Annotated in this window: 19 protein-coding genes; 14 read left to right on the forward strand and 5 right to left on the reverse strand. The window is 35.9% G+C overall.

Annotated features, from left to right (window positions below):
• Positions 1-123 precede the first annotated feature (123 nt).
• On the forward strand, positions 124-336 hold the full coding sequence (locus tag AC2A1G_RS00005; protein WP_484044920.1) for a hypothetical protein: 213 nt from the start codon (positions 124-126) through the stop codon (positions 334-336).
• 215 nt (positions 337-551) lie between these two features.
• Positions 552-1,100 carry a type 1 glutamine amidotransferase domain-containing protein gene (locus AC2A1G_RS00010; protein WP_484044921.1) on the forward strand — a complete coding sequence of 183 codons (549 nt, stop codon included), beginning with the start codon at positions 552-554 and terminating at the stop codon, positions 1,098-1,100.
• Between the two features lie 408 nt (positions 1,101-1,508).
• Here the strand turns inward: AC2A1G_RS00010 and AC2A1G_RS00015 are convergent, their stop codons facing one another.
• The gene (locus AC2A1G_RS00015; protein ID WP_484044922.1) at positions 1,509-2,123 is read right to left on the reverse strand and encodes an NAD(P)H-dependent oxidoreductase; all 615 of its coding nucleotides are present in this window, start codon (positions 2,121-2,123) and stop codon (positions 1,509-1,511) included.
• Positions 2,124-2,271: 148 nt separating this feature from the next.
• Here AC2A1G_RS00015 and AC2A1G_RS00020 point away from each other — a divergent pair, with 148 nt between their 5' ends.
• From AC2A1G_RS00020 to AC2A1G_RS00040, 5 genes are all read left to right on the forward strand, one after another.
• A complete protein-coding gene (locus tag AC2A1G_RS00020) occupies positions 2,272-3,177 on the forward strand; it encodes a LysR family transcriptional regulator (protein WP_484044923.1) in 906 nt (301 codons plus the stop codon).
• Positions 3,178-3,388: 211 nt separating this feature from the next.
• Positions 3,389-5,197: a translational GTPase TypA gene (typA, locus tag AC2A1G_RS00025; protein WP_484044924.1), complete on the forward strand. Its 1,809-nt coding sequence runs from the start codon at positions 3,389-3,391 to the stop codon at positions 5,195-5,197.
• 338 nt (positions 5,198-5,535) lie between these two features.
• Entirely contained in the window at positions 5,536-6,873 is a 1,338-nt protein-coding gene (locus tag AC2A1G_RS00030) for a DcaP family trimeric outer membrane transporter (RefSeq protein ID WP_484044925.1), read from the forward strand.
• Positions 6,874-7,063: 190 nt separating this feature from the next.
• On the forward strand, positions 7,064-8,479 hold the full coding sequence (locus AC2A1G_RS00035; RefSeq protein WP_484044926.1) for an MFS transporter: 1,416 nt from the start codon (positions 7,064-7,066) through the stop codon (positions 8,477-8,479).
• A gap of 154 nt (positions 8,480-8,633) precedes the next feature.
• Complete coding sequence (locus AC2A1G_RS00040; RefSeq protein WP_484044927.1) at positions 8,634-10,238, forward strand: glycoside hydrolase family 10-like protein; 1,605 nt, start codon at positions 8,634-8,636, stop codon at positions 10,236-10,238.
• 167 nt (positions 10,239-10,405) lie between these two features.
• Here the strand turns inward: AC2A1G_RS00040 and AC2A1G_RS00045 are convergent, their stop codons facing one another.
• Together AC2A1G_RS00045 and AC2A1G_RS00050 are read right to left on the reverse strand one after the other, a co-directional pair.
• A complete protein-coding gene (locus AC2A1G_RS00045; protein WP_484044928.1) occupies positions 10,406-10,861 on the reverse strand; it encodes a DUF5063 domain-containing protein in 456 nt (151 codons plus the stop codon).
• A gap of 35 nt (positions 10,862-10,896) precedes the next feature.
• Positions 10,897-11,484 carry a hypothetical protein gene (locus AC2A1G_RS00050; protein WP_484044929.1) on the reverse strand — a complete coding sequence of 196 codons (588 nt, stop codon included), beginning with the start codon at positions 11,482-11,484 and terminating at the stop codon, positions 10,897-10,899.
• A gap of 518 nt (positions 11,485-12,002) precedes the next feature.
• On the opposite strand from AC2A1G_RS00050, the gene AC2A1G_RS00055 reads away from it, so the two are divergent.
• Both AC2A1G_RS00055 and AC2A1G_RS00060 read left to right on the forward strand, forming a co-directional pair.
• Positions 12,003-12,191 carry a hypothetical protein gene (locus AC2A1G_RS00055; RefSeq protein WP_484044930.1) on the forward strand — a complete coding sequence of 63 codons (189 nt, stop codon included), beginning with the start codon at positions 12,003-12,005 and terminating at the stop codon, positions 12,189-12,191.
• A gap of 110 nt (positions 12,192-12,301) precedes the next feature.
• Complete coding sequence (locus tag AC2A1G_RS00060; protein WP_484044931.1) at positions 12,302-12,895, forward strand: dual specificity protein phosphatase family protein; 594 nt, start codon at positions 12,302-12,304, stop codon at positions 12,893-12,895.
• A 44-nt stretch (positions 12,896-12,939) separates the two neighbouring features.
• Here AC2A1G_RS00060 and AC2A1G_RS00065 read toward each other — a convergent pair whose 3' ends face one another.
• The gene (locus AC2A1G_RS00065) at positions 12,940-13,347 is read right to left on the reverse strand and encodes a hypothetical protein (protein WP_484044932.1); all 408 of its coding nucleotides are present in this window, start codon (positions 13,345-13,347) and stop codon (positions 12,940-12,942) included.
• 24 nt (positions 13,348-13,371) lie between these two features.
• Positions 13,372-14,400: a LacI family DNA-binding transcriptional regulator gene (locus AC2A1G_RS00070; protein WP_484044933.1), complete on the reverse strand. Its 1,029-nt coding sequence runs from the start codon at positions 14,398-14,400 to the stop codon at positions 13,372-13,374.
• A gap of 419 nt (positions 14,401-14,819) precedes the next feature.
• On the opposite strand from AC2A1G_RS00070, the gene tssD reads away from it, so the two are divergent.
• From tssD to AC2A1G_RS00095, 5 genes are all read left to right on the forward strand, one after another.
• Complete coding sequence (tssD, locus tag AC2A1G_RS00075; RefSeq protein WP_484044934.1) at positions 14,820-15,224, forward strand: type VI secretion system tube protein TssD; 405 nt, start codon at positions 14,820-14,822, stop codon at positions 15,222-15,224.
• Positions 15,225-15,384: 160 nt separating this feature from the next.
• On the forward strand, positions 15,385-17,343 hold the full coding sequence (locus tag AC2A1G_RS00080; protein WP_484044935.1) for a type VI secretion system Vgr family protein: 1,959 nt from the start codon (positions 15,385-15,387) through the stop codon (positions 17,341-17,343).
• A 2-nt stretch (positions 17,344-17,345) separates the two neighbouring features.
• Positions 17,346-19,124, forward strand: a complete 1,779-nt coding sequence (locus AC2A1G_RS00085) for a hypothetical protein (RefSeq protein WP_484044936.1) — start codon at positions 17,346-17,348, stop codon at positions 19,122-19,124.
• 378 nt (positions 19,125-19,502) lie between these two features.
• Complete coding sequence (locus AC2A1G_RS00090; protein WP_484044937.1) at positions 19,503-20,111, forward strand: hypothetical protein; 609 nt, start codon at positions 19,503-19,505, stop codon at positions 20,109-20,111.
• Positions 20,112-20,201: 90 nt separating this feature from the next.
• Positions 20,202-21,176, forward strand: a complete 975-nt coding sequence (locus AC2A1G_RS00095; protein WP_484044938.1) for a hypothetical protein — start codon at positions 20,202-20,204, stop codon at positions 21,174-21,176.
• Positions 21,177-21,194: the final 18 nt, after the last annotated feature.

The raw sequence follows: 21,194 nt of genomic DNA on the forward strand, positions 1-21,194 counted from the left end.
GAACGGCTTTGGTTTTAAAAGCAGGATCATAAATTTTTCGCTCTCGTTTCATAGGTTAAAATTAAGGTTTTATGCTTAACTTTAACTGGACACTAAATTAGTACATCCATTATCGAATCAGATATGGAGGATCCTCATTCTTCTGAATTAGTAGTGCCTGCGAAATATAAAAAGGGTTTAGATTTTGAGACGATCAACAAATTGGCAATGAATAATGACTTTAAAGAATTTTTAGAAACTGTACAAATTGATTACACCAGTGGTAAAATTCATAGTAAAGAATATGATAAAGTTTTTGAGCTTGAGGAGTTAGTTCATAATAAATCAGATAAATAAAATCTTTAAGTCACGTTGTGTTTCTGATTAATAACAAATTAGAAATAAAGAACTACCCTGGAAAGGTAGTATGCATACAAACTCATTATATTCTTTTTGCACCATTGGTGAACCACCATCACCCAACCCTCTTTTAACACTTTTTAAATACCACAAAACCCTCCACGGCATTATATTTTCTTAGTATTTGGCATTAACACCAAAAATAGAATATTATGTCAAAGAAAATTGCAATTCTGGCTACCCACGGTTTTGAAGAAAGTGAATTAAGTTCTCCGAAAGAGCATCTCGAACAACAGGGCTGGACGGCGCACATTGTAAGTCCTGAAAGCGGAAGTATTAAGGCTTGGGCAGAAAAGGACTGGGGAAAAGAATATCCTGTAGATAAAACATTGGATGAGGTTTCAGCATCAGACTATGATGCACTTGTTCTTCCAGGCGGAGTGATTAACCCTGATAAACTGCGTACCAACGAATCAGCTTTAGGTTTTGTAAAAGATTTCTTTCAACAGCATAAGCCTGTGGCAGCAATTTGTCACGGTCCACAGATTTTGATAAATGCCGAGGTAGTGGAGGGAAGAAAGCTTACGTCTGTAAACTCAATCAGTGCAGATTTGAAGAATGCGGGAGCCCAGTGGGAAGATACTGAAGTCGTGGTAGACGAAGGTCTTGTGACGAGCAGAACTCCGAAAGATTTGCCTGCCTTTAATGCTAAGCTTGTTGAGGAAATCAAAGAAGGAAAACACAGTGGGCAAACTGTTTAATTCAGAGAGATTTAAAATAATAAAATCGGTATTCAATCATTGGATACCGATTTTTTATTTATATACTAAAGCCTTCGAACCTTGTACAATGTAAATGATAATCATCTTTGTTGACTATGGCTGTGTTTGACTTAAACGGTCGAGTTGTGAATCATTGGCGTTTGTAGGCTGTTCGACTTTTCACTGTAGTTTTTAGTTTGTCTCGTCGTATAATTTCCATTGAGTCGGTCTACCCTTTTTGAAGCAGGGGTATGTCAAAAACCGCAGTAATGTTTTTAAATAAATTCATAATCTTTTAGATCTTGCCTGGCCAATGACAGTTCTGAACCAAAAAGGATGAGCCAAAGACATTTTTTTAAACAGATTCTAAACCCAAACGAATTGTGGCTTTTGCAGTGAAAAGATCTGTTAAACCAGTTCAGATTTCAGTTCCTTGGCAAAGACATTAAGAAGATGCTCTCTGTAAATACTCATATCTCTCTCTATATTGGCATTTTTTTCCACATCGTGAAAGTGGAAACTGTCCATTTTTTCTAGTGACACAAAAGCATTCATTCTGTGAAACCCGAACAGAGGACCATTGTCAACACTGGTTTCATTAAAGAATTCTCCGGGAAGCGTAAAAGCAGTTTCTGGAGCGTTCCAGCTTGTGGTTACCATGTATTTTCTTCCTCCAAGCATGCCGCCGGTTCCGTAGTTGATTTGTGGATTATCAGATTTTCTCCCGTCACTCATATAAATTCCCTTGGCATGACCGGCAGTGAACACTTCATCGATATATTTTTTAAAACCATTTGGCAGCTGAAACCACCAGATGGGCGTGTGGTAAATAATATAATCTGCCCACACAAATTTCGCAACTTCCTCATTTTTATCATACGAGCCGCTTGTGTTTGTCGTTTTGATTTCAATATTTCCAAAAGATTCTAAAACCTCCATCGTGTTTTCTGCGATAGTCTGATTGTACTTTCCTCCCGAATGTCCGAAGTTCTGTCCACCGTTGATGATGAGTACTTTTTTCATAATGATATGATTGTTTAAGTTTAACAGTGCAAATTTATAAAGGAAAACATTATTATTAAAATAATATAATTCATAGCTTTGTATTATATTTCTGATGGATGATGGATCTTAAATTTTAAATCGTGAATCTTGAATTGTAATTAACACTATGGTAAATCTCGAATGGTATCGAACCTTTAAAGCAATTTATAAAGCAGGAACTTTAACGGGAGCTGCTGATGCTTTATTTATTTCTCAGCCTGGAGTAAGTCTGCACCTGGGTTCTCTGGAAGCTTATGTAGGCTATAAACTGTTTGATAGAACCGGAAGAAAGATGATACCGACAGAAAGAGGAAAAGTTTTATTTAACGCAGTTTCCGAACACTTGTCTAAACTTGAAGAGGTAGAAAAGAATTTTCAGAAATCTACTGAGAAAAATACACCAACTATAAGTGTAGGAATGTGTTTTGAAACTTTTCAGACAACACTGGAGCAATACGTTTCTACTTTAGATTTTAATTTAATTATCAGTTTTGGCGAATATCCAGAAATGCTCGATCAATTGGATAAAGGTATCTTAGATTTAATTATTACCCCTAAAAAAGGCAGTTCCCCGAATATTCTTCATGAAGCCTTTTCTTCAGAACAGATTGTTTTGGTTGGTGGAAAAAATGTGGATGTAGATGAATTTGATAAAGTTTTAAAAACAGGCAACCTGCAAAATATTGAAGATTGGCTGAAACTTGAAAAATGGTACGGCACAACGGGCGATATGGAGCATCTTTTTCAGTTTTGGCTTTTAAATTTCGGGCATAAACCAAAGTTCAGACCCAACTATATTGTTCCGAACCTCAATTCCATCATCCGCTGTCTGAAAGGCGGTAATGGTCTTGCCGTAGTTCCAGATTTTCTCTGTAAAAACGAAATTGAAAACGGTGAAATCAAACTCATCTGGGAAGGGAAAGAAAAACTTGAAAACACACTTTACTTCGGTTGCCGCAAGAAAACTATTTACGAAAATGAAATTGATCACATCAAAAGTCTTTTCAGAAAAGTGATGAGCAAAACTGACTAAGTTGAATTCTATTACAGTAATTTCCCGATTTAGCGAATGCTCTATAATAAACGTACAGAAACATTTAAACAGGATTCTTATTACAACAAGTACATTTCAAAGCAGTAATCGTTCATGTTCCAAACTTGCTCATTATGAATTTGTTAAATATCAAAACAATTTTTTAGTTATTCATAAATTATCACTACTTTTGCATCCGTAAAAATCATTCATGCAAAACATTAGAAATATTGCGATTATCGCACACGTTGACCACGGTAAAACTACTTTGGTTGATAAGATTATTCATGCTACAAACATTTTCAGAGAAAATCAGGAAAGTGGAGAATTAATAATGGATAATAACGATCTTGAAAGAGAAAGAGGTATTACCATTTTATCTAAGAATATTTCTGTTAACTATAAAGACGTTAAAATTAACGTAATCGACACTCCAGGTCACGCCGATTTCGGTGGTGAAGTAGAGCGTGTTTTGAAAATGGCAGACGGTGTAATTCTTTTGGTAGATGCATTTGAAGGACCGATGCCTCAGACAAGATTCGTATTGCAGAAAGCTTTAGAATTAGGTCTTAGACCTTTGGTTGTTATTAACAAAGTAGACAAACCAAACTGTCGTCCTGAAGAAGTTCATGACAAAGTATTCGATTTGTTTTTTGCACTTGATGCTACTGAAGAGCAATTGGATTTCCCAACATTCTACGGTTCATCTAAACAAGGTTGGTTCAACACTTCATTGGAGCAGACTGATAATATCTTCCCATTGTTGGATGGTATTTTAGAATATGTTCCTGAGCCTAAAGTAGAAGAAGGTAATCTACAGATGCAGATTGTATCTCTGGATTTCTCTTCATTCTTAGGAAGAATTGCGATTGGTAAAGTAATCCGTGGAAGTCTTAAAGAAAGCCAGTGGATTGGTTTAGCACAAGCAGACGGAAAAATAGTAAAAGGAAAAATCAAAGAATTATACGTTTTTGAAGGTCTTGGAAAGAAAAAAGTAACCGAAGTATTAGCTGGAGATATCTGTGCTGTTGTAGGTTTTGATGCTTTCCAAATTGGAGATTCTTTCGTAGATATCGAAAATCCAGAGCCATTGCCAAGAACTTCAATTGATGAGCCAACGTTGAACATGACGTTCTCAATCAACAATTCACCTTTCTTCGGTAAAGACGGTAAATATGTTACTTCAAACCACCTAAAAGAAAGATTAACAAAAGAATTAGAGAAAAACTTAGCATTAAGAGTTCAACAGACTGATGATGCAAACACATTCCTGGTTTTCGGTAGAGGTATTCTTCACTTGTCAGTTTTAATTGAAACAATGAGAAGAGAAGGGTATGAAATGACTATCGGACAGCCTCAGGTTATCTTGAGAGAAGATGAAAATGGTCAAAAATTGGAGCCTTACGAATCTTTGGTTGTTGATGTACCAGACGAATTTGCTTCTAGAGTAATCGATTTGGCAACTCAGAGAAAAGGTGATCTTCACATTATGGAAACTAAAGGTGAAATGCAGCACATGGAATTCGAAATTCCTTCAAGAGGTTTGATCGGATTGCGTTCTCAGATGTTGACAGCTACTGCAGGTGAAGCTATTATGGCACACCGTTTCACAGAATACAAACCTTTCAAAGGTGCGATTCCTGGAAGAAGTAATGGGGTATTGATTTCTAAAACTCAAGGTCCAGCAACTGAATATTCTATTGCTAAACTACAGGATAGAGGTAAGTTCTATGTTGATCCGGGCGAGGAAATCTATGCAGGTATGGTTATCGGTGAGCAAAACAAGCCGGGAGATTTAGTTGTAAACATCGTTGAAGCAAAACAGTTGAATAACATGAGAGCTTCAGGTAAAGATAAAGATACTGGTGTAGCACCAAAAATCTTATTTTCTCTTGAAGAATGTATGGAATATATCCAAGCTGATGAAGCAATCGAGGTAACTCCTAACTTCATCCGTATGAGAAAGAAAGTACTTTCTGAAGAAGAAAGAAAAAGAATCGAAAGAGGAGCGAAAGCTTAATCTAAAATTCTTAAAATATAATTTAGCCTCGATTTTTCGGGGCTTTTTTTTGTTTAAATGTTTAATCATTGCTTTAAAATAGCTTAGGGAAATATATAAATTTGCAAATTTGATATAGTTTTAATTAAATTATTATGATTGATGATGTTTTTATTTAAAGTATGTAAATTCAATAGTTTTAAAGGTATTTCGTTATCTGTTTAATGTGAGTAAACTCTAAAATGGTTAAATTTTAATAAATACATTTTCTCTTTTTTACTAACTAACATTTGTTAGTTTAAATAATTATTGTATGTTTGAAACCGAAGCAATAGAAGCTTCGTTGAAAAATTAATGATATGGAAAGGGGGAAAATTCTTACAACAACCTTAGCAGGTTTGTTGCTGAGTGCATCTGTTGGTATGTCTGCGCAGCAAATTCTGTCTGAGAAAACAATAACCGATTCACTGGCAAAACCAAAACCTGTAGTTACAGAGCAGCCAAAAGAAGGAAAAGTAAAAGTCGATTTTTACGGCTTCATCCGTAATGATATTTTTTACGATACGAGGCAGAATATTGGCGCAGGAGAAAATATCGTTCCGCTTTATCCAAGAGACCGTGCTTTAGATGTAAATGGTGAAGACATCAACGATTCTCCTAAGTTTCACATGCTTTCAGTAGTTTCCAGAGCCGGAATTACCGTAAAAGGTCCCGATGTTTTAGGAGCAAAAACCGCAGGAATTCTCGAAGGTGAATTTTTTGGCGCCACAGAAGGCGGAATTAACGAATTTCGTCTTAGACATGCTTACATCACATTAGACTGGGAAAAAACACAGTTGGGAGTAGGGCAGTATTGGCATCCGATGGTGATTTTAGACTGTCTTCCAAATGTTGTCAACTACAGTACAGGCTCGCCGATTTTTGCTTTAAACAGAAATCCACAGGTGAGGCTGACGCATAAACTTTCAGATAAATTTAAAGTCATTGCAGCCATCAATTCGCAACGTGACTTTACTCCAAATACCGCACCATACCGTGACAGCGGAATGCCATCTACCCATTTACAGTTTCAGTTTAAATCTAAAAGCTTTGTGGCTGGAATTGCCGGACAGTACGAAGAACTGAGACCTCAGTTATCATCAGGAACTCCTCCAATTGTAAACAACAATCGTGTGAAAAGTTTAACAACAATGGCTTATGCGAGAGTAATCACAAAACCTTTGATGATCAGTGCATCAGCCATGATGGCTCAAAATGCATCTTCATTGGTAATGTTGGGAGGATTTGTAGGTGACGCAACACCGGGACAGGCAGATGTTTTCAGAACGATGAATACACGAAGCGGCTGGATTGATCTTCAGCAAACCACTACAAAGAAAGTTGCTTTCGGACTTTTCGCAGGCTATGTCAAAAACATGGGCGCAGATGATCCTGTTGCCGGAAGAGTGGCAACGACCTATGGCGTAACATCTTCCTGGGGAGCTATTTCGGCAACTCCGGGAGGGCGAAGTGTAGATCATTTGTGGAGAGTGGTTCCCCGTGTAGACTGGAATTTAAGCAAAGCCATCCGCCTGAGATTTGAGGTCGAAAATACTGTAGCAACCTGGGGCGACGCACAAGCCAACGGAAGAGGAATTGGCAATGAATACAACGCAAGAAACAACCGTTTTCACGTCGCAACTTTCTTTATGTTCTAAAAGTAATTTCTGAAATTTTGATTTTGGCAATTTTTTAAAACTAATAAGAACTTTAGGAGCTTTAATAAGTGAAACGGCTTTGTGTAGCTTAAAAGCATATAGCAATTGAAAGAATCTTTTTGCACTTTGCGTTAAAATTAAGCATTATTAAAGAGTCTAATTATTAAAATTTAAATGAAAAACTAATTATATGGATAATACAATACAACAACCTAAAAACAATATCCTCACAGTGATTATTGCCTCATCAGCAGGAACACTGATTGAATGGTACGACATGTTTCTGGCCATCATTTTGGCAGGAGCACTTTCGGTAAATCTTTTTCCGGCTGATGGGTCGTCGCATTTTCTCGAAACATTGGCGGTGGTCGCTTCATCATTTATGTTCAGACCCATCGGTTCATTGATTTTCGGAAATATCGGAGATAAAATCGGGAGAAAATATTCTTTCCTTTTATCATTAATTCTGATGGGTGCTTCAACTTTTTTGATTGGATGTATTCCTAATTTCCAAAGCATTGGCTGGGCCGCACCAATTTTACTTTTAGTCTGCAGATTAATGCAGGGCTTGGCAATCAGTGGTGAATATGCAGGTGCTGTAATTTACGTTGCAGAACATGCTCCGGCAAACAAGAGAGGTTTCTACACAGGTTTCATTCAGGCAACTGTTCCTATTGGACTTTTGGTTTGTCTGAGTGTTATTTTTATCACAAGAACGTCTATGTCTGAGGCAGATTTCACGAGTTTTGGATGGAGAATTCCTTTCTTATTAAGTTCAGTGTTGGTTTTATTAAGCTATTTCGCCAGAAAAAGACTTCATGAAAGTCCGGTTTTTGAAGAACTTAAAAAAGCAGGAAAAACAAGTAAAGCTCCAGTAAAGGAAGCATTTACCACAAAAGGAAATGTGAAATTAATGTTGAAAGCGATCTTCGGTGGTAATGCAGCGCAAAGTTCTGTAATGCAGACCAGTCTTTTTGTAACCCTTTTCTTCATGCAGCGTGCCGTAAAAATTGAAGAGACAACAGTTTTACTGATTACGGGAGTTGTAACACTTTGCAGTGCCTATTTCTATCAGTATTTCGGAGCATTAAGTGATAAAATCGGACGTAAAAAAGTGTTGATTGGAGGCTTGATTTCAAGTTTAATTTTAATTCCGACCTCGTTCTATTTATTTATGCAAATCGGAAATCCGGATGGCTTAACAGTAGTTCACGCCATCAGCACTGAAGCAACTTTAAAAATTATGGGAATCAGTTTCCTTCTTTCTGTTGCAGGAGCGGCGACTTACGGACCTTTAGGAGCTTTCATGCTTGAGATTTTCCCTACAAAAATCCGTTATACAAGTATGGGATTTGCGCAGAATATGGGGAACGGTTTCATCGGTGGAGCAACTACATTTGTCACTGAACTGATTAAGACTTCATTCGTGGTAAGTGCTTTTATGGCTCCGTTTATCGGACTTATCTATCCTGTTTTTCTGGTAGTTTTGGCGATTATAGTCAATGTTTTATTTGTTCCTGAAACCTATAAAACAGATTTAACGGAAGAGGAAAATATCGATACTGCCAATGGTCAAAAAAGCAACGGAAATCTGTCAGAAATTTAAATTATTCATTTTATCCTATTTAACTGAAGTGCAGCGTTTGTCTGCACTTTTTTTTGTTAAGAAACGAAATTTTCGCATTCAGATTCTTCAAAATTATCTTTATATCATTAGTTTTGTGTTTTATCAATTCAGAAATTCTTCCACTGAGTCTATTATGAAAATCTCTACAATAAAATTAGTCACAATATTAGGTTTGTCTGCATCACTGAGCATTTCCTGTGCTGCAAAAAATAATGCAGTGAAAGCATCGTCTTCAACTGCAAAACCTGTTAAAAATATTTCAAAACCTTCAGATTCTATCACAGTTAATACTCTTCCAAAAGTGGTTGAAGAAGATTTAAAAGTAAATCTTCCAGCCATCAAACGGGAGTTTCGTGGTGCGTGGATTGCGAGTGTTGCCAACATCAACTGGCCTTCAAGAAATAATTTATCAGTTGAGCAGCAAAAAGCAGAAGCTATCAATATGCTCAATATGCTTCAGGAAAATAATTTCAATGCCGTTATTTTTCAGGCACGTCCTTCTGCAGATGCTTTGTACACAAGCGAACTGGAGCCATGGTCGTATTTCTTAACAGGAAAAACCGGAGAACCTCCTTATCCGAATTATGATCCGCTACAGTTTTGGATTGAAGAATCTCACAAAAGAGGTATGGAACTGCATGTCTGGCTCAATCCTTACAGAGCGCATCACTCCAACGGTGGGGCAGTGACGAGTCTTTCAATGGCAAACAAACTTTCTGATATTACTATAAGATTAAGAAACGGGATGTACTGGTTTGATCCTGCCAACCCAAAAACTCAGGGACATGTTTCGAATGTAGTAAAAGATATTGTGAAAAGGTATGATTTGGATGCCATTCATTTTGATGATTATTTTTATCCTTATGCGACTTACAATAACGGAAGAGATTTTCCGGATTCCGCGAGCTGGAACGCTTATGTAAATTCCGGTGGAACACTTTCACGGGCAGACTGGAGAAGAGATAGTGTAAATCAGTTTGTGGAAAGAATTTATAAGGAAATTCATGCTGAAAAAAATCACGTCCGTTTCGGAATCAGTCCGTTTGGAATCTGGAAGCCAGGCTATCCTGCAGGAATTGTAGGGTCTTCGCAGTATGACGAATTATTTGCTGATGCTAAATTATGGTTAAATAAAGGCTGGGTAGATTACTTTTCCCCACAATTATACTGGCCAATAGAATCAAAAGGTCAGGCTTTCGGTCCGCTACTCGAATGGTGGAAATCTGAAAACACCATGAACCGACACCTTTGGCCGGGATTGAATACTGTTGATATAAAAGTTTCAGACAGACCGACGGAAATAAAAAACCAAATCGAACTTTCCAGGCAGATTCTAGGTAATGACGCAGGCGAAATTCATTACAGTATTGCCGGCCTGACCAAAAATGCCAATATGTTGCCGACCCTTAAAAACGGTCCGTACGCAGAAAAAGCATTAGTCCCGAAAAGTCCCTGGATCAAAACTGTTGCCGTAGAAAAACCAACACTTTTCATCAATGACCTTGGTTCAGTAATCAATGCCTCATGGAGTTCAAAAAAGATAGCTTCTGTTTCGCAATGGGTACTTTTCAAACAGTACAACGGCGTTTGGGAAACCGAAATTCTTACTTTAGAAAATTTCTCACAGCAAATCCCCAAAAATAAAGATGGCAAAACTTTAAATGCTGTAGCTATAAAAGCAATAGATAGGCTTGGCAATGAAAGTGATTATTTTGCGAAAGCAATTGGTAAAAAATAATTTAAAAACTCAGGGTTTTCTCTGAGTTTTTTTGTTGGAATGAATAATTGGAAGCTAAGAAAAGTCTTATGTTTTACAAAGTTTTATTTTTTACGAAAACTCAATCGAAGAACAGCCTTTAAATTTTATAAAAATGCCTAATCAAAGCCTTGTTATCTAATCGTTTTCTATCCGTTCTTTTGCGTTATAAAGTTGAGTAAGTCAAGAATGTGTTTCTGAGTATGTCCATAAAAAATGAGTTGGAAATACCAAAGTCCGTTTTCTAAACTGTTATTTTCAATTCTCCATTTAATTTCTAAAAGGTCAATGATAATGTCTGAGAGGTTGTCAACCGCATCTCCTAATGCATTATCTTTCAAATTATTGATATCATGGATGTCGAGGATTGTTTTATAATAGCCGAAGTCTTCAAAATTACTTGCAACATTTTGCATGATATCTGGAAGTAGAGATTTGTCAAAGTCAGGATAGTCTGTTTCATCATATTTATATTCGATGTCAAAATACAAACTGTAAATTTTCACCAAGTGTCTTTCTAACAGTTTTTCTTTGTCAGTTGCTTTGATGTTTGGCTGTAAACCATATTTAACAATTTCATTTATTGTTGGAATTAGTTCTTTCATTTCGATGTCATTCTAATTTTTCTTACATCCTTTTTTTAGTCTTCCCAATGGAAAAAGCAGTCAAACACTCTTGGTTTTCCATCAATTAAATTACTGGCAATATCTATTTTAAAGTCCAAAACTTTTTCTGATTCCTCTTTTGTCAATAAATTATAGTTAAAATGACTTAGTACATGCTTTATTTTTTCAATGTCATTATTCCATTTTGTTGTATCATATCTGTTAATATCGTTTGGAGAAATAAAACCACTTGAACCATTTTTGAATTTTCCGTTTTCAGTTGATGCTGACCATTCAGAACCTCCATAATACCAATATGGTGTCAAGTTAGAAATATAAAGTAAAATTCCTTTTGTCTCTTTGGTTATTAGGTTTTTTTCTGTTCTTATTATGCTGTCAGAATTATCTCGTTTCGAAATGCGAATGGAAATGTATGAAGCAAAGCCACTTCCGTAGTAGTTAAAATCTGGTTCGACATTGATTGTATGATTATTTTTGAGCCTATCAACTATTTGTTTAATATAATCTTCCACTTTGTCAATGTCACCTGTGTCAAAAGGAAAAAAGCCGCCTGTAACTTCTCCATTGGCTAATTTCATTAAAAAATCTTTTGAATGTTTCATTTGCAGGTTGTTCATTAAATGGTAGTCAACATATTGTTTCACACAATACGTCTATCCAACTATTATTCATTAAAAATTATGAATCTACGTAATTAGAAAAAAATTAGCTTTTAAAGGGTGTTTGTCATTCCGAAGGAATCTCAACATGCTGAAAATAAAGTAGTCTAGATTCCTCCGGAATGACAAAATGACTGATGATTTTACTGTTGTGACTAAAACGGATATTCATTTTAAAAATAAACAAATAAAAACAAGCAACAAACATTAATTTATAAAAAACAAAATCCAAGTTCCAAACTGCAAGCGATACGTTCTGAACCCCATCCGATACGTTCAATACCTCTCCCGACACGTCCTTCACATATCCTGACACGTTCTGTTAAGATTCCGATACGTTGTACAACCTTTCCCGATACGTTCAGCAGAAGTCGGGTGGGGTTGCTGATGCCTCAGACGGGGTTGTCGAAGCCTCAAGATAGGTTGTGCAACCTGTCCCGAGTGGTTAAAGATAAGTTCCGATGGGTAAAAGACTGCTCCGGAGGTCTGTTGAATGTATCTGGCATGCTCCGCAACCGTACCCGGTCATCACAAGATGTCACAAGATGTATCAAAGACGTCTCCGAAACATTGGTGAACGTATCGGAATGTGTGTAAAACCTCATCCGACCATTAAAGTACGTTTTCAGAATGCTTGGGAATGGGGATGAAGTGGATTTCCGCTAAATCATAGTTGTACTATTTTTTAAATTTTCATTATCCATTTCATTTTACCCAAAAACATTGTAGTTTCGCAACATCCAAATTTTAAATTTAACCAATGAAGCCAGGTATTAAAACTAAAGTATTGAAAAAAGTATTGATTCCATTGTTCATTGTGGCTGTCGGGATTTTAGCTTTTGTATTTTACCAGAAAAAAATGCGTTACAATCTGGTGACCATTTCAGAAAATAAGGTTTATAATTCGGGAGTTGTTCCTCCGGATCAGTTGGAAGATTTTGTGGATGACCATAAAATTAAAACGATTGTCGATTTGAGGGATGGTTTGATTCAGACTGAACTTAATCCTGAAAGCAAAAATCAGGTGAATGCAGAAGAGTTGGCAGCAAACAAAATCTCGGGAATCAAGTATTATAACCTTCCTACAGACCAGCTTCCTACGGATTCTACGGTGCATAAGTTTTTAGCAATAATGGATGATCCAGAAAATTATCCGGTTTTGATTCACTGTCATCATGGGGTAGGGCGTTCCCGTTTGTTCAGCTCCATCTACAGAATTGAATACGAAAATTTCACTAATGAAGATGCCAGAAAAAATGCAAGGTTATTTTGGGAATTCGGAACCAACTTTTCAAAAAGTTCAGAAAAAGGTGCTTACCTGATGAATTATAAGAAAAGGAGATTAGAAAATTAATGTTAAAAAAGGTCAACAAAATTTAACTGATTTTTGACCAGTTCTTACTGTTTACCTCTTTCAAAAATTCTGGAGTTATCAACCACGGTTTTTAAAGCTTTGATGATTTTTAGTAAAAAAATGCACAGTATAAAAGCAATGAGACCAAAGATTAAATTGAGCAGGACAGCATCGGTCTCAATTCTGCCCTGAATTATTTGGGATTTCTCATTATGGTCGATGGTTATGGCACTCAAAGGATAGCCGATTCTGTATCTTTCCCACGACTCAACATCGTCTACATTACCGCCAAATTTGAAAGTGTAGCCTCCAATTTTGTCATTGCTTCTGTCGGTTTTGTCCTTGGTAGTAAAAAGCAAATCCTGATAGCCTCTTGAAAAGCCTCTGTATTCGGTACATAAAAGCACAAACAGAATAATAAGAATCCCAATTATCTTTTTTGCTTTTTTCATACTGTATCAAAGAAAAGTCTGATTTTATTTCCTCTTTGAAGACTTTCTCACACAAATCTGCGGTGCCAAAACCACTTTCTTTTCAATAGAAACTCCAGAAGAATTGTCTTTTACGTGATCCAGAAAAACCTGCCCCGCCATATTTCCCATAATCACAGGCGTTTGGTCCACCGAGCTCATCGGAAGTTCCATAAACTGAGTGAAAGGTTCGTTTGAGAAACCTATTACAGCCACTTCCTGAGGGATTTTTATTTTCCGCTTCTTTAGTTCCTGGCAGGCACCAAGTGCTGCGAAATCACTGGCAGAAAATATAGCGTCGGGAATAGATTGGCTATCCCACAAAGTTTTTATGGCTTCAATTCCTGCATCGATAGAACTTCCTGTGGAAATGATATTTTCTTCTTTAATCTGAAAGTTATGGTCTGCTAAAGCCTGTTTGTAGCCATTAAGACGGTTTTGATAGATTTCAAGATTCTGATCACCGGAAAAATGACAGATATTCTTATAACCTTCGGAAATCAGATGTTCAGTCGCCATATATCCGCCACGGTAATCATCAATGGTCACTGTACTTATGCCTGAGATATCTTTCTTTCTGTCGAAAAATATAATCGGAGTATTTGAAGTGTCTAAAATCTGCTGAATATGGGATGTGTCTACTGTAGTTCGGGAAACAGACATAAAAATACCGTCAACCTGAGCGTTCAGTAAAGTATTGAGATGCTTCTTTTCCGTTAACACATCTTCATGGCTTTGGCAGATGATTACATGATAACCGTGAAGCGAAAGTTCTTCTTCAATTCCTCGGATGACGGATGAGAAAAAGTTGGTATTGATGTAGGGAACAATAATTCCTACGTTTTTTGTTTCTCCACTTTTGAGGGCTTTGGCGAGATTATTCTGCTTATAGTTCATTTCCTTGGCGGTTTTTACTACAAGCTCTTTGGTTGCCTGGCTTATTCTCGGGTGGTTGTTTAATGCTCTTGAAACCGTTGCCACACTTACGTTCAGCTTTCTCGATATATCATAAATGGTGGCATTCTTTTTTGTCATATTCTGCTAAAATCACTTAAAATTTCCTCAAAGTTCGAAGAGGGTGATAAAACGTAAATATAAGTATTTTGAGTATACCAAAAGATGAAAAAGTATTGTTTTGAGGATATTTTAATTGTATTGAGGTTTAAACTTAAAAAAGAAAATAGGTTTTTCTGAAAGATGTTTGATTTCTTGATTGACACGTTTTCACCATTTATGCAATGCATTGCGCTCATCTTTAATTTATTAAGAAAAATTAATCATAGTAAATATGAAATGTTGTTTTTGGAATTTTTGTTAAAATTTAGGGTTAAAAGAGTCGTAGTATTACTACAATTTCACAGTTTTGTGGTATTATATTTTTATCTAAGTTTTAATAATTCTATATTTGAAATGAATAGATATAAAAATTCATCTACTAAACAAAAATTACTGATATGGCAGCAAATTCAAGAGGAATCTTAAAATTCAATGGCGGGGAAGGTCAGAAATTATTAAAAATGAACTATAGCGTATCCCGATCTACGGATGTTTCTGGGCGTGTAGCTTCAGATCCTTCCAACGCTATCATCAGAGTGACGGTGGAAGCAACTGAAAAATCAGATATTCTGGAGAGCTTGCTCAACGGGAAATATAAACCTACAAAAGGGGAAATCACATTCAACAAATCTCACGAGGAAGGAACTTTGATTACTTTAAACTGGGAAAATGGCTATGTGATTCAGCATGAAGTAGATTTTGATGCAACAGACGAAAACTCAATGTACATCAGTTTTGTGATTAGCGCAGAACAGATCAGCTACGGAAATTCAGCTTACGACGGGCTTTGGCCATCAAGTTAATTGATAAATGAATTAGAAAAAGGAAAGAGGCTGTCTTCAGTGACGGTCTTTTCTGCCCCAGTTATGTTTTAAAATTAAATTTTGAAACAGACAGGAAAAATAAAATTTCAGCATTTTTTTTGCTGAGTCAGAAACACCATTTTACATTAAAAACATTGATATGAAATCCTCAGAAATCAACCGGGGGCAAAATTTCCGTCCGTCTCAGAATGCGGCAGGAGTTTCGCAAAATCATCACCAAGGCATCAACCGTCTGGTAAAACTATCTTTGGTAGTTGAAGGAAAAGTAATTAAATATTACAAAAACTTTAAACTCAGCCAAAGTGCACAGCGGCATCATGAGTTTAGCCTTACTTTGGCGCATGACGCCATTGATAGTCAGCAAAATCACAGTTTAGAACAAGCTAATGAATTTTTAGGTAAACGTTTAACGGCAGTTATTTCCTATAAAGATGTCGAAAATAGCCCTGAGAGAACGTTTGTTGGTGTAATCACCGGGGTAGGTTTCAGTCAGGAAAAAATGAGCCTGGGAAATATAGTACTTTCCGGTCACAGCCCTACAGTTTTGCTCGACGGTGCGCCACATATTCAAAGTTTTGGTGGTGGACAATCTGTCAACATCGGAATTATAGCGGAAGAAGTCATCAAACAAGGTTTAGATACCAGCAAATTTGATGTAAGAATTGATGCAAATGACTACTCTCAAATTATTTACAGCAGCCAATACGACGAAACCCATTACAATTATCTGGCGAGAATGGCCGAAGCGTACGGTGAACAGTTTTACTACGATGGTGAAGTTCTTCACTTCGGGAAATTGCCACAACAAAACCAACCCATCAAATTAATCTACGGAAGCAGCGCCAATGATATTAAAGTCGAACTAAAAGCTGTACACACAAAACCACAGTTTTACGGCTATAACAGCAATAAAAATGAAGTTTTAAAATCGGGGTCAACGCCCATTCAGCACATTAGTAATCTGGCAAAAACGGCTTATCAAAATAATGAAAATATCTACAAAACACCATCTTTAAGAGTAGCTCCTATAAAAGCTACTACACATCTTGACGTGGAATATTCCCAAAAAAGTACCTCAGGAAGCGAAGCAGTAAATGTTTTTAATATTTCGGGTACTACCACGGTTCCGTTTCTGCATCCGGGTTGTGTTGTAGATATTCATATGAGAAAGCAAGACAGCAATGAGAGTTCTTATTTTACCAAAATTATGATTACCGAAACCGTGCACGAGATTGACACCATCGGTCATTACTCGGGAAATTTCTTTGGCATTGCTTCAGATACAGGTTTTTTACCAAAACCAGATTTTATCACTCCCATTGCTCAACCACAGATTGCTACTGTTATTTCCAACACAGATCCTGAGGGGCAGGGAAGAGTTCAGGTGAGATTCGACTGGCAGACGAATGATACAACGCATTTTATCCGAATGATGAGCCCAGACGCTGGAGGTACCGACCAAATCACACAAAACCGAGGTTTTATAGCAATTCCTGAAGTTGGCGATCAGGTAATGGTGAATTTCGTTCATAATCATCCGGACAGGCCTTTTGTAATGGGAGGAATGTTTCACGGAGGTGTTGGTTTAGGTGGTGGAATCAATAATCACATGCGCTCTATTCAGACAAAAAGTGGGATCAGAGTTTTGATGAATGATGATGAAAAGAGTGTAACGATTTTAGACCCAAGCGGAAATACCTACTTTATGGATGGGAAAGGGAATATTACAGTGACTGCTCCAAAAAATATGACTTTCAATGCCGGAGAAAATTTGAATATCAATGTAGGACAAAATATGAGCACTTCTGTAGGTGCAGATCAGAGTAATACTGTTGGTATGAATAAAACAGAAAGTATTACCATGAATAGCTCACAGAGTGTGGGAGCGCTGAAGAATGTGACAATTGGAGGGAACTTTATGACCAATGTTGTAGGTAAAATGATAGAATTTATAAAAGGCAATAAAGAAAGTGAAGTTGAACAGGATAGCCAGAAAGTAGTAAAGGGAGAAAGATTGATTCACAGCGAGAAGGATCACAAGATTCACTCTCAAACAGAGATTAATGGACAAGCCAGCGAAAAAACCAATATGCATTAGTCATGTCAAACGATAATGTTGCAAAAATAAGTATTATAGAAGGCGATTCTATTGAGATTGTAAAAGGGCAGCATACTGAGTATGTTGGTAAAATGACGTATTCCTCATCCAAAAGATTAATAACGACCGCAGAAAATGGAAAACTGTTTGGAAATAACCCCGAAGACCCTCCTAAATCAGAAGGAAGAATCATTGATATAGTGATGTTCGTAGCGGGAACTACAGATCCTATAAATACTGACGGACAAAATCATCATGCCAATACATCTTATTGGAAGTACATCGATGAAAAAACAAAGCAGGAAACTGAGCAGAGCTTAAATAATCTGTGGAATAACATCAAAAAACTTAAACCTCAATTTTTGGATTTGCATATTGAAGGTGAATTTTTCAGTTGGTCTGGTGATAATGACACCAAACAAAGAACCCAAGCTTCAGAGAGACTGTTTGATTTATTACTGAGAGTATATTCCGGATGGAAAAATCAGGAAGTGCATTTACATTTAATTGGGCATTCACACGGTGGAAATGTGATTAATCAATTCACAGAACTTGTTTCAAGCAAAGAAATGATTGCAAAATCAACGATTCTGAAACCTCGAAAAATTACAGAGTTTCCTAAACTGTGGAAAGTTAAAAGTATCACTTATCTGTCTACTCCTTTTTTTCAGAAAAAGCATCAGCTCAATCATGGTAAGTTACATAAAGATTGTAAAATCATCAATGTACATAATGAGTATGACCTAACCCAACAGCTTGTGGCAAATTTTAGTCTGAACAATCTGGAAGGTTTATTGAAATCTTTTAAAATGGAAAGATTTGATACAGGCATAAAAACTGTAAAAGGTGTACAAACTGATGCCATTACAACGTATCTGAAAAGTTTCATTTGGCAGGATTTTAAAAATAAAGCCATTTTAGCTTGGCGGGAAATGTCAAAGGCGTTTTTAGGATTTAATATAATCACTGCTGAATTTATCAAATACATTAATTCCTTAAAAATAGAAAATTCGAATCTGCAGAAAGAAAAAGATTCTTTTGTTTCCCTTTTGAAAAACCTGCAGCAATGGACTTATGATGTGCATCAAAATTATGCATCCATCAGTGGAGGCTATGATAAAGCAACCTGGGTGAAAAATCTGAAGCTTACCCAAGGTTTAAAAGTTCTGAATGTTTTGTTTGCCATTAAAAGCAGCCCTAAAGACAGTTATCTGTTGAGTTTATTGGCGGGTGTATTCGGCGAAAGTAAAGGTATAACAGACAGTATTGACGAAACCTTGTGGTCTCCCCAAAAACAAACTAAGGGTCTTACTATTATTGACGTGACCATCACTGATAGTGATCCTTACAATTCAAGAAATAAGAAAAAACAATTTGCTGATTTTTTGAAAGGCGCACAAAATGCCGTACATACAAGAGAGTTAGAAGATATGTTGATGAGATTATTCAGTCAGTTTATTAAACCGCCGCAGTTGAAGAAAATTATCGGTTACATTGATAATGCTGAGTATGTTGTAACGGGAAATTTAGATAAAGAGCTAAAAGTTTTAAGAGGAAATTTAGAGAGATATGATTCTTTTGTTTCAAAATACTATGCAGATTTGGTTACACCTCAGGATGAAGCAGGCTATGATGATATATTGAAAAGACCCGGAACATTGCCTTATTTGGCTATGGCGTCTCATAGCTTAAGTCACACCCAATTTTGGGTAAAAGTTGAAGAAGGATTGAAAAATACATTTAGCTCTGGAAAAAATCCGGGATATAAAAAGAAGTCATGATGAGAAAAAATATTACGGTAAGTTTATGTATTTATGTTTTATCTGTAGTTATTCTATCGTGTTGGTATATTATCTTGCACAGATTCGAAGAATTAATAAATGCAAAGAGTATCATTCAAGTTTTTGTAAATGTTGGAATTGTGGGAGCAGTTGTTCCCGCTCTTATATTTTCACTGATTTATTATTTAACTAAAAGAGTTGAAAATAAAATTATACTCACAGTTCTGATATTCATTTTATTCATTTTCTTGATATTTTCAGTGTATTGGATTACTGTTAATATGGTTTTTTATCATATAGATGATCCTAAATCTTTTTTACAATCATTGATGGAAATATTTTAATGCCCAAGTTTTCATTATTAAAAACAAATAAATTATGAAAAGAGCGTCTCAACTTATGGTTTTAATTTTCTTCCTCTTAGGAATTGATTCTGTGTATTCACAGAATGCTAATAAAAACAGTTATACGTCTCTGATACAAGAAGAGGTGGGAGATTTGAATAATGATAAACGTAATGACAGGATTATGGTAGAAATGGATATAAAGGAGGAGACGCAACCATCGAGATTACAGATATTCCTTTCGCAACCTGATAAGAAACTGAAAATGGTGGTTTCTTCTACAAAACTTATTGAGGAGCAATACCCTAGCCGTAAAAATGGAGAATTTAGTGGCAATAATGTTCCGGATTTTTTTATTGAAAATGGAAAATTAATAATGCTTACTGATATTGATCACCGGAAAAGCAGATATGAATTCAGACTTAAGCAAAATAATTTTGAATTAATTAAAATATCAAGAGTAATCTGGGATGGAAAAGAAACCACTTCCGAAACTGAAATAGATTTAATAAAAGGAACTAAAAGTGAATATGACAGAGATTTTAGTCCAAACAAAAAGAATATCAGAAACACTAAATTAAAACCAATCAAAAACTTGCCTAAAATACAGGACTTAAGTTTTTCTGAGTTAGAAGAATATTAATTACACTTTGTATTCTGAATTAAATAAAATATGTGCTGATAAAAATTAATAAGTGTAAATGATAACGAAGAATCAGCTGAAACAATTGAAATGAAAAGTTTAGTGACAAATGAATATAAGAAGGTGAAAATAGATGGAATTCTGAACCTTAAAGAGTTGTCTGCGGAATATGAAATGTCTACGGAGGAACTTATAGCGTTTCATAATAAGCATTGCAATTTTCAGGAATTATTGACATTATCACTACCTAAATATGTAGAATACGTTTATATTCCTTTGGATAAATTTGAGACAAGAGACCGCAAATTACTAAAAAGCTCGACATTACACCTGCCTGCTGTTTCCAGTGAGAAAATTTATGGTGTCGTTATCAAATTTTCACCTAAAGATCTTCAGATACATTACAAAATAAAAATAAAAAGAACTCCATTTTACTTAGAGCTGACCAAGGAAAAAACATATGTAAACAATCAGGAAATCGATAAGGTTATAGAGCAGCTATTTGAAAAAGCAGAGCAGGTTTTGTATCCGCTTCAGATTTCAGCAAACAATAATGGTGGACTCGACAATATCATTAACCATGAAGAAATAGCTAACCGCTGGAAAAATGACTGTTTTCCAAAACTGAGAGATTATTATCAATCTGAAACTACGGATACGATTCTGACACAAATGGATAATGCCTATGCGAATCTTAATCTAAAGAAAGAGATGTTTAGAAAAAATATGTTTTATAAACTGTTTTTTTTACCTGTTTATGGAAGTTATCCTCAATTTTTGAAAAAAAACTATCTAGAGGTCTATTTTTCAGGACTCTCACAAGAGATTGGATATGAAACAGAATCTGTATTGAATAGAGAATATACAAGAGGAAACAAAATAGCATTAAGAATAACAGGAACTGAAGAAGAGAATCTATTCAATAAAAACAGAACAAAAGGGGAAGCGAATCTTCTGTATAAATTGAACAAAGAAACCGGAGAGGTATTTTCAATTACTGGTTATCTTTCAACATTTGATAAAAACACCGAATATAAAATTGATTTTCAGTTATACGAACAGTAAAATCAAAAAACACAAAAT

The sequence above is a fragment of the Chryseobacterium sp. HNCC26DJ240 genome (assembly GCF_057180485.1).